Here is an 8514-nt window from a genome sequence, read left to right as displayed (position 1 = left end):
CCGGCCCCGCGCTGGCCCGCGGGGCCGCGCTGGCGTCGGCGAACGCGCCGCTGTTTGCCTCGTCGACCGCCGCGCTGGCATATGCGCAGGATCCCGGCACGGGCTCGGTCGACCAGTACTCGCTTCCCGAGTACCTCTATGTCCCGCTCGGCTCGGAACCCGGCGACGACGACCTCGCCTACAGCGCGGCGGTCGACGAGGCAAACAGCGGCGCGTTCGCCGACGCCAGCGCGGCCCCGCGGGCCAGCGCGGTCTCCGGTTCCTCGGCCACACTCACGTCGAGGAAGGTCGTCGACTGCAACACCGGCTTCAGCGGCCCGACGTCGATACCCGAGCCGACCAGCAACAGGCCGCCGGGCAGCAGTTCCAGCTTCTCCATCCCGGCGACCATCGCGCTGAGTTGCTCGGCGGCATCGCCGTAGGACTGGGCGTGGATCTGTTGCTTATAGACGTCGGGGATGGAGCCGTCGGAGGTCTCGACGACCGCCAGCGTCGCGGTATCGGGTTCCACCAGCAGCACGGCGGTGCGCTCGTAACCCATTGCCCCGCCCACGTTTTGCGCCAACGCCGCCGCGGCCAAAAACACCGACACCAGCATGACGTTGTCGATCCGGTGGGCGGTCAGCGCGTCGCGCAGCGCCGCGGCTTCGAGTTGATCCGTCCACGTCACGCCGATCGACGACAGTTCCATGCCGGCGTCGGCCGCGCCCTCACGGGTGCCCAAGATGGCCGAGATCACTTGGTCGGGCCCGGTCGCGGTGGCCGCATCGTCGACGTCGGCGACGTCGAACACGTCCTCTTCTACGGTTGCGCCGTCGGCGTATTCGCCTTCCAGGACGACCATCTGGATCGATGACGGTGCCATCGACACCCCGAGCACGATATCCAATACAAACCCCTCCAAAGGTATTGCACGATGAGCCACGGCCAGGCGGAGGAAAAACCAATGGCTAACTAAGTATCGCCCAGCAGGGGTGCGGGAGGGCCGCTGCGAACCTATGTAGTCCTTATGAAGTTCTGATAGGACCGCGACGGGGTGGGTCCCCGCTGGCCCTGGTACTTCGAACCTACTTGCGTACTGCCGTAAGGATGTTCGGCGGGACTGGTCAACCGCAGAATGCACAGCTGACCGATCTTCATGCCCGGCCACAGCGTGATCGGCAGGTTGGCCACGTTGGACAGCTCCAGCGTGATGTGACCGCTGAAGCCCGGGTCGATGAACCCGGCCGTCGAGTGTGTGAGCAGGCCGAGGCGGCCCAGCGACGACTTGCCCTCCAGGCGGCCGGCGAGGTCGTCGGGCAGGGTGATGAGTTCCAGCGTCGAGCCCAGCACGAACTCCCCGGGGTGCAGGACGAACGGCTCGCCGGCGACGGGTTCGACCAAGGTGGTCAGCTCGTCCTGTTGCTTGGCCGGGTCGATGTGGGTGTAGCGGGTGTTGTTGAACACCCGGAACATGCAGTCAAGTCGCACATCGATGCTCGACGGCTGCACCAGGGCGTCGTCCAGCGGTTCGATGCCCAACCGCCCGGCGCTGATTTCGGCCCTGAGGTCGCGATCGGAGAGCAGCACGCGACGAGCCTAGCCTCCGGGGGACGCGTTCAGCGGAGATAGACCTCGCCGCCGGTCGGATATCCGCCGCCGGTGGTCGTGACGTGCACGTGGTCATAGTGGCCGAGCCGGCTCGGCTGCGCTCCGCCGGGCGTGTAGTAGACGCCGCGCCAGATCGCGTCCTGGATGCCGAAGCGGTTGGCGTTCTGCAGCACGTAGGCGACGATCGCGTTGCCCAGCGCGATACCCTCCGCCGATTCCGGGTCGGGAATCATCACGTCGAGCGCCAGCCCCAGGGGGTGCCACGGCAACGGATCCGGGCGCACTCCCCCCATCTCGTGGATCTGGGGAAAGTCGGCGGTGATGCTGCGGGCGACCAGGATCGTCCGGACCTGCAGGCCGCGTTCGGGAGCGACGTCGGCGGTCAGCAGCGGGGCCCGGGTGTGATACCGCGACGCCGCGGCGGGCTCGGCATCGCCTACGCCGGTGAGGAGGCGATTGGACGCCACGGTCACGATTTGCGCGCAGCACGGGGCGGGTTCGCTGATAACGGGCTTGGCCTCGACATGCGGCGCAATTGGGGTGACGTCCGAGGACACCGCGAAGAACACGGCCGCGGGGGCGAGCACCGCAGCCAGGGCCACCGACGGTTTACGTCGCTTCCTGGCTAACCTGTGCCGACCCACCCCGAGCACATTACGGCGCAATAACGGAATAATAAATATGCGAATGTGAATTTGTGAAAGGAATAACTCCGCTTCGGTGCGACAGCGCGCGGCGGCGGCCGCAGCGCCGTAGTCGATGAGCGGTCCTGACCTCGACGGCTCCCGTCGGGTGCTAGCCTTCCTTGGCGAGAAGTGCCGATGTAGTTCAATGGCAGAACATCAGCTTCCCAAGCTGAATACGCGGGTTCGATTCCCGTCATCGGCTCCACGTTTACCCGCGGCGATGCGGCGCGATGACGACGCCGTGTCAGCGTCACGGTGATCCATCTGAACGGCCGGCCCCCGCGCGACATGTTGGTCTCAGCACGCGTAAGCGCCCATGCGCCTCAGACACTTTGTCGACCTCGGACTCGCCCTGGATGCGGAGGGGGCGTACCGAAACACGGCACCTCTACGGGCTGCTGGCGCTCCAGGCCGAGTCGGAGCGCCCGGATTTCAAAGACGCTGTGCCCCAAGAGCGTTGGATCCACAACTGGTCAAGGTTCGCCTTGACCGACTCGGCTCCCGGGGGAAGTGCGATGCGCTCGATTGAGCTGTATATCCGCTCCATGCATGACCGTACGGCCGCACGTGCTCGTCGCTGTCCCATGCCCCAGGAAACCGCTTCGGCCGTCAGATCATCGACGTCGATGCCGTCAATACCCGTCTTCCCGTTGATCACATGTCCGGTGCCCTTGAATGCGGGATCCAGGTACATGACCGGCGCGACGTCGTAGATCGGTGCCAGGGACACACTGCCATCACGGCCGATCATCACTGAGTAGTTTTTTGAGTGCGCGTCACTATTGCCAATGACGACGTTAAACGTGACTGCCTGCAGCAACGCCAATCGAAAGCCGTCAGGATCCAATGCCCTCGGTGCGGCCGCGCGTGCCACGCGTCGTAGCCTCGAGCCCAAACGAGTTGCTTCGCTGGTGCTCTCGTATTTGGCCGCGGGATCGAGACCTAGCGCCTGACAGAAATCTTCTTGATGCAGCCGAGTGCCGTCAGGGCCTCGGTCATAGCGGACCACGACAATGGCCGTGCGTCCACCGAAGCGCTCTATTCGCGGCTCTGCGGCATCGATGCCTGCGCCGCGCGCCACTCGTAGCGCCCAATCTTCCGTCTGAATGAGAAGCTTCACGGCGCCGCCGAGCGGCTCGGGTTTGATGATGTGCGTCGAAGCCGCACCTGCTTCAGGCCAACCCCATTCGCCGTTGGGAAGAGCTACCAAGAGCACTTTGTCCTGAATACCGGCGAGCGATGCCTGTGGCGTGGTGCCCTCGGGTAGGTGGTAGGTCGGCAGGTCCGCGATCAGAGTGTCGACCTCCTGCTTCGTCAATCGGCGGACCCGGCCGGCACCGGGTTTCGCTCCTTCGGTGAGAATCTGGACCGCACCCGCACATTCCGCGCCCAACCGTTCCAATAGCGTCATCGTGTCGTTGACTGGCACACCAGCCTCGGTGGCGATGTGGCGACGCAGGTTGCCTTCTGGCAAAAGGCCTTCGATGAAGGCCGAGACCTGCAACTTGCCGTCCCGGTCCTGGACAGGTTTTCGCAAGATGGGTAACGCCAAGGACAGGACTCGACTCCCCTCGCCGAAGTTGTCGAGCGCTTCCTCGGTGAACTCCAAACGCAGACGGAAGCGGCGCGGCTCGCTCAGCCGTGCGACGTGGACGCCGTACAGCCAGACGTCAAGCGCTTTGCGCGCCATCGATTGTCGTCATTCGGGAAAACTTCGGCACTAGCGCCAGCGCCATGCCGCACTCCGAAAGCGCGCGCAGGGCTATATCGACGCTGACAGATTCTCCCCGTTCGAGACGGGAGATGGTCATACGATTGACTCCGATGCGGTTGGCGAGCTCATCCTGGTTGAAGCCCCTGTCCTGGCGCGCGCGCCGGACGTGTTCGCCGAATTCGATGGTGTCGTATACCAACGGTACTTGATGATGCATATTTTAATCATACGGCGGATATGCCCGGATGATCAATATTTTTATCATTGGACCCCAGACGCCTGATGATTAATATTTCTATCATCTCGAGCGTGGACTCGAATGATCGAAATATATAGCACGCACGCTCCATCTGTAGCGGATGCGCGATGGAGAAAGAACGCCGAGCGGCCGGGCAGCATAGCGCCGAAACCTCGCCCACAGCAATCGGTTTCATAACGCCACCCGGCGCGCCGGCAAGCGCGTAACCCGCTGGTAGCTTTACCGCCATGGGTGCTTTGGACGGACGCGTGGCTTTTATCACCGGCGGAGCTCGAGGACAGGGCCGCTCGCATGCGCTGGCCCTGGCCGCCGAAGGAGCCGACATCGTCGTCGCCGATGCCCCGCAGGCGATGACGGACCTGACCTATCCCCTGGGCACCGAGGACGACCTACGGGAAACGACCAAGCTCGTCGAGGAACTGGGCCGGCGTTGCGTGCCGATCACCTTGGACGTGCGCGACGCGGCCGCGGTCAACGCCGCGATCACCCAGACGGTCGCCGACCTAGGCAGCCTCGACATCGTGGTGGCCAACGCCGGAATCGTCAGCACCGGGGTGCTGGAAGACGTCAGCGACGTGGTGTGGCAACAGCTGATCGACACCAACCTGACCGGCGCCTTTCACACCCTGCGCGCCGCGATCCCGGTGATGCGCCAGCAGCGGTTCGGCAGGATCGTCGTCACCTCCTCGATGGGCGGCCGCATGGGCATCCCCGAGCTGGCCGCCTACAACGCCACCAAGTGGGGCGTCATCGGCCTGGCGAAGTCCGCCGCCCTCGAGGTCGCCAAGGAGGGCATCACGATCAACGTCGTCTGCCCCACCACCACCCAGACGCCGATGGTGCAACCCACCGGAAGCGACGACGTCCCCGACGACCTCGTGCGCCGGATGACCAAAGCCAACCCGATACCGCAACCCTGGCTACAGCCCGAGGACGTCAGCCGCGGCGTGGTGTACCTGGTCACCGACCCGGGAGTGATCACCGGAAGCGTGCTCGAGATCGGCCTCGGCGGCAGCGCACGCATCCACTGACGATCGGCTCCGCATGCAGTCGGCGGGCCGTCTAGTTACGGACCCCGTTCAGAAACAGCATGAATTCTGAAGACGCGGGAAATTCACCCGCCGCGGACGGAGATCGCCCAGCGGCGCGCAAGAGGTCGGTCACGTTCGCGTTGTGTGTTACCCAGCCACGCTCCGCCAGATACACCGCGGGATCTTGCCGGGGCCCCGAAAAGGTCAGTCCTCGCAAATTGAGGCTGGGGTCACGCTGGCACCACTGGTCATGGAACTCGCTGAGAAATTCATTGATCAGATCGGGACGACGGATGTCGGTGTGGTCGGCCACTATCCGGCTGCCCGGGGCGCTCAATCCCGTGATCGCATCGAGTATTTCGTCGTGCGCCCGGGGTGGCAGATAGCCGACCAGGAGACCTTCCACAATCCATGCTGTCGGCTTAGAGTCGTCAAACCCCGCTTGCAGCAATGCTTTCGCCCAGTCACGTCGGAGATCGACGCCCACGCAACGGTGGTGCGTCGCCGGCGCGCAGCCCAGCTTCGCCAGGATATCTCGCTTCCAGCCGATGACTTCGGGTTGATCCACTTCATAGATGGATATCCCCGACGGCCAGTCCAATCGGTACGCGCGGCTGTCCAATCCGGATGCCAAAATCACCGCCTGTCGAAGACCCAGGAAGCACGCCTGGGTGGCGAAGTCATCGAAGGCCCTACTGCGAAGACCGAAATACGCCGGAAGCCAGCCCGCCCCGATCTCCGAAAACGAGACCAGTCCGTCGACTATCTGGGTAAAAAGCTTGATTCCGACTGCCCGAACCAAATCCTCGGCGAACGGGTCGTTGATCAGCGGGTTGGGGCTCTTGCTGGCGACGGCCCGCGCCGCGGCCACCATCGTGGCCGTGGCTCCCACGCTGGTTTTCAAGCCCCAGCTATCGTCGTCGGTTCGGGTCATGTTCGCTCCTTTGGGATTTCGGTTGCCAAGATTTGTCGCGTCGAAAGCTTTGGGTAGCGGCGCGCGATTCGGGCAGCAGGCGAGTTCCCCGGCATCGAAGCCCTAGCCACGGTATTGCTCAACCTTGGCGGCGTAGTCATCGAGCAGTCGAAGTGACTCGTCGGTCGGCACCGTGGGTAACAGGAGCGCCACCTGGCCGAACCCCAGCTTGTCGGCCACGGCCCAATAGTCGGGGTCGACGGGCGCGCCGAACATCGCCAGCGGGACGTCGTAGCCCGCACCGTCACGCATTTCGTTGGTCCGCATGATCAAGGCCTCCGCCGGCGTTGGGACGGCTAGCCATCCCGCGTTGTGCCGGATCACCCGTTTCACCGCTGCCGCGGAGTTGCCGCCGATGAAGACCGGAGGATGCGGTTGCCGGACCGGCTTGGGCCGGATGTAGGACGCGTCGAAATTGACATACGTGCCGTGGTATTCGGCGGGTTCGTCGCTCCACAGCGCCTTGACGGCCTCGATCCGCTCGTCGAGCAGCGCACCGCGCGTCTTCGGGTCGGTGCCATGGTCGCGCAGTTCCTCGAGATTCCAGCCTGCGCCCACGCCCAAGGCGAACCGGCCGTTCGATATCAAATCGATGCTCGCGGCCTCTTTTGCCACGATGATCGGATCGCGTTGGACCAACAGCGCGATACCGGTGAACAGTTCGATTCTCGACGTCGTCGCCGCGGCAGCGGCCAGTGTGACGAAGGGATCGAGCGTCCGGTAAAACTCGGGGGGCAAATCGCCGCCGAGTGGATATGGCGACTGCCGGCAGGCCGGTATATGGGTGTGCTCGGCCACCATCAGCGAAGTGAAGTGCCGGTCTTCGATCGCGCGAGCGAGCGACACCGTGTCGATGCTGTTGTCGGTTACGAACGTGGAAATACCAAAGTCCATTTGATCCTCGACCGTTAGTCATGCACGGGGTTGCAGGCGTCCCGCGTGACTTCCGAAACGACCGCCACCGCAATGCAACCTGTGCGGGTGGCCGAATCGCCGGACGCCTCGAGAAACCCCCTTGCTGTCCTCGTGATCAGCGTCGCCGAGACCGCGGACGCCAACCAGCCTGCGGCTTTACCGGTAGCGGCGCAGACAGTCAGCGGGTGCTGCGTGCGTGCAATCGTCAGTCGGTTGCGGTACCAGACCGGCCAGCATCTGCAGAGCCGGGGCCCCGACGGCATCGACGTTGAGACCGCGGGCGAAGCGCGGCGACAACGCACGAGCCAACCGGGTTAGCGGCCAGGATTGTCGCCGGAACCGCACTGACGGCGATCCGATGTTCGCTACGCTTGACCCCGATTGATCAATCGCCTGGGAAGTTGGGGCCAGGTAATGGCTGAAAAACCCAAGGCTCGCGCCCCGGCGTCGGGAGCGAGCGAGGTCGTGGCGGAGTTAGCCGCTGCCGGGTTCGACAACGCCCGCCAGATCGCTCGGGGCGCCGCCGGGGTGGTCTATTGCTGTCGCGAGACAGCGCTCGGGCGCAATGTGGCGATCAAGGTGCTGCCGACCTTCATCGACGACGCCGGCCGTGAACGGTTTCTGCGCGAGGGCTACGCCATGGGCGGGCTCTCGGGGCACCCGAACATCGTCAACATTTTGCGGGTCGGCCTGACCGCGAGCGGCCGCCCCTACATCGTCATGTCGTACTGCCCCGCGGGCTCGCTGGGCCTGCGGGTGCAGCGCGAGGGCCCCATCGCCTGGCCGGAAGCCGTGCGGATCGGCGTAAAGCTCTGCGGCGCACTGGAAACCGCACACCTGAGCGGCACGCTGCATCGCGACATCAAGCCCGCGAACGTGCTCGTCAACGACTACGGCGAACCGCAACTGACCGACTTCGGGACCGCCCACATCGCCGGCGGATATGAGACGGCGGCCGGATTGTTCTCCGGCACAATCGATTACCTCGCGCCCGAGGTGATGGCGGGCGATCCTGCGACGGTCGGCAGCGACGTCTATTCGCTTGGCGCCACCCTGTATTCGCTCATCGCCGGCAACCCCGCCTATGAGCGCCGCGGCAGCGAAGACTTGCTCGCGCACTACACGCGGATCAACAACACGCGGGTCCCGGACCTGCGTCCCGGCGGGATCCCCGACGCGGTGTGTGCGGCGATCGAGACGGCGATGGCGGTCGACTTGGCCGAGCGGCCGGCCTCGGCGGCGGAGTTCGGTCGCGGGCTGCAGGAGAGCCTGCGCCGCAACGGCCTGAAGCCCGACGCGATGGCCATCACCGCGGTCGGCGCGGGCGCGGGGCGCACGGTGGGCGG

9 protein-coding genes and 1 tRNA gene are annotated in these 8514 nt (G+C 64.9%); 3 read left to right on the top strand and 7 right to left on the bottom strand.

Annotated features, from left to right (window positions below):
- Nucleotides 1–178: 178 nt before the first annotated feature.
- The 3 genes from A5624_RS12875 to A5624_RS12865 all read right to left on the bottom strand — a co-directional run bounded on the left by A5624_RS12875 (nt 179) and on the right by A5624_RS12865 (nt 2234).
- On the bottom strand, nt 179–865 hold the full coding sequence (locus A5624_RS12875) for a hypothetical protein (RefSeq protein WP_232002254.1): 687 nt from the start codon (nt 863–865) through the stop codon (nt 179–181).
- A gap of 131 nt (nt 866–996) precedes the next feature.
- On the bottom strand, nt 997–1569 hold the full coding sequence (dcd, locus tag A5624_RS12870; protein WP_066866692.1) for a dCTP deaminase: 573 nt from the start codon (nt 1567–1569) through the stop codon (nt 997–999).
- Nucleotides 1570–1598: 29 nt separating this feature from the next.
- A complete protein-coding gene (locus tag A5624_RS12865; RefSeq protein ID WP_197499429.1) occupies nt 1599–2234 on the bottom strand; it encodes a hypothetical protein in 636 nt (211 codons plus the stop codon).
- Nucleotides 2235–2407: 173 nt separating this feature from the next.
- Between A5624_RS12865 and A5624_RS12860 the strand changes: the two genes are divergently transcribed.
- Nucleotides 2408–2481: transfer RNA gene (locus tag A5624_RS12860), tRNA-Gly, on the top strand.
- Between the two features lie 183 nt (nt 2482–2664).
- On the opposite strand, the gene A5624_RS12855 is transcribed toward A5624_RS12860, so the two are convergent.
- Together A5624_RS12855 and A5624_RS12850 are read right to left on the bottom strand one after the other, a co-directional pair.
- Nucleotides 2665–3966 (bottom strand): type II toxin-antitoxin system HipA family toxin, encoded by a 1302-nt coding sequence (locus A5624_RS12855; protein ID WP_066866687.1) that lies wholly within the window; start codon nt 3964–3966, stop codon nt 2665–2667.
- Nucleotides 3947–4207 (bottom strand): helix-turn-helix transcriptional regulator, encoded by a 261-nt coding sequence (locus A5624_RS12850; RefSeq protein WP_066866685.1) that lies wholly within the window; start codon nt 4205–4207, stop codon nt 3947–3949. The genes A5624_RS12855 and A5624_RS12850 overlap by 20 nt, the downstream gene beginning before the upstream one ends.
- Before the next feature lie 269 nt (nt 4208–4476).
- Here A5624_RS12850 and A5624_RS12845 point away from each other — a divergent pair, with 269 nt between their 5' ends.
- Nucleotides 4477–5280 carry a mycofactocin-coupled SDR family oxidoreductase gene (locus A5624_RS12845; protein WP_066866682.1) on the top strand — a complete coding sequence of 268 codons (804 nt, stop codon included), beginning with the start codon at nt 4477–4479 and terminating at the stop codon, nt 5278–5280.
- Between the two features lie 31 nt (nt 5281–5311).
- Here A5624_RS12845 and A5624_RS12840 read toward each other — a convergent pair whose 3' ends face one another.
- Together A5624_RS12840 and A5624_RS12835 are read right to left on the bottom strand one after the other, a co-directional pair.
- The gene (locus A5624_RS12840) at nt 5312–6214 is read right to left on the bottom strand and encodes an SAM-dependent methyltransferase (protein WP_066866680.1); all 903 of its coding nucleotides are present in this window, start codon (nt 6212–6214) and stop codon (nt 5312–5314) included.
- A 102-nt stretch (nt 6215–6316) separates the two neighbouring features.
- Entirely contained in the window at nt 6317–7147 is an 831-nt protein-coding gene (locus A5624_RS12835) for an LLM class F420-dependent oxidoreductase (RefSeq protein WP_066866678.1), read from the bottom strand.
- 435 nt (nt 7148–7582) lie between these two features.
- Between A5624_RS12835 and A5624_RS12825 the strand changes: the two genes are divergently transcribed.
- Nucleotides 7583–8514: serine/threonine-protein kinase (locus tag A5624_RS12825; protein WP_156749000.1), on the top strand; the 932-nt coding region annotated here is incomplete at its 3' end.

Source organism: Mycobacterium sp. 1482292.6 (genome assembly GCF_001672995.1).
Classification (GTDB): Bacteria; Actinomycetota; Actinomycetes; order Mycobacteriales; family Mycobacteriaceae; genus Mycobacterium; species Mycobacterium europaeum_A.
Note: the sequence above shows the minus strand (reverse complement) of the source record. Positions and strands in the feature narration are given on the sequence as shown.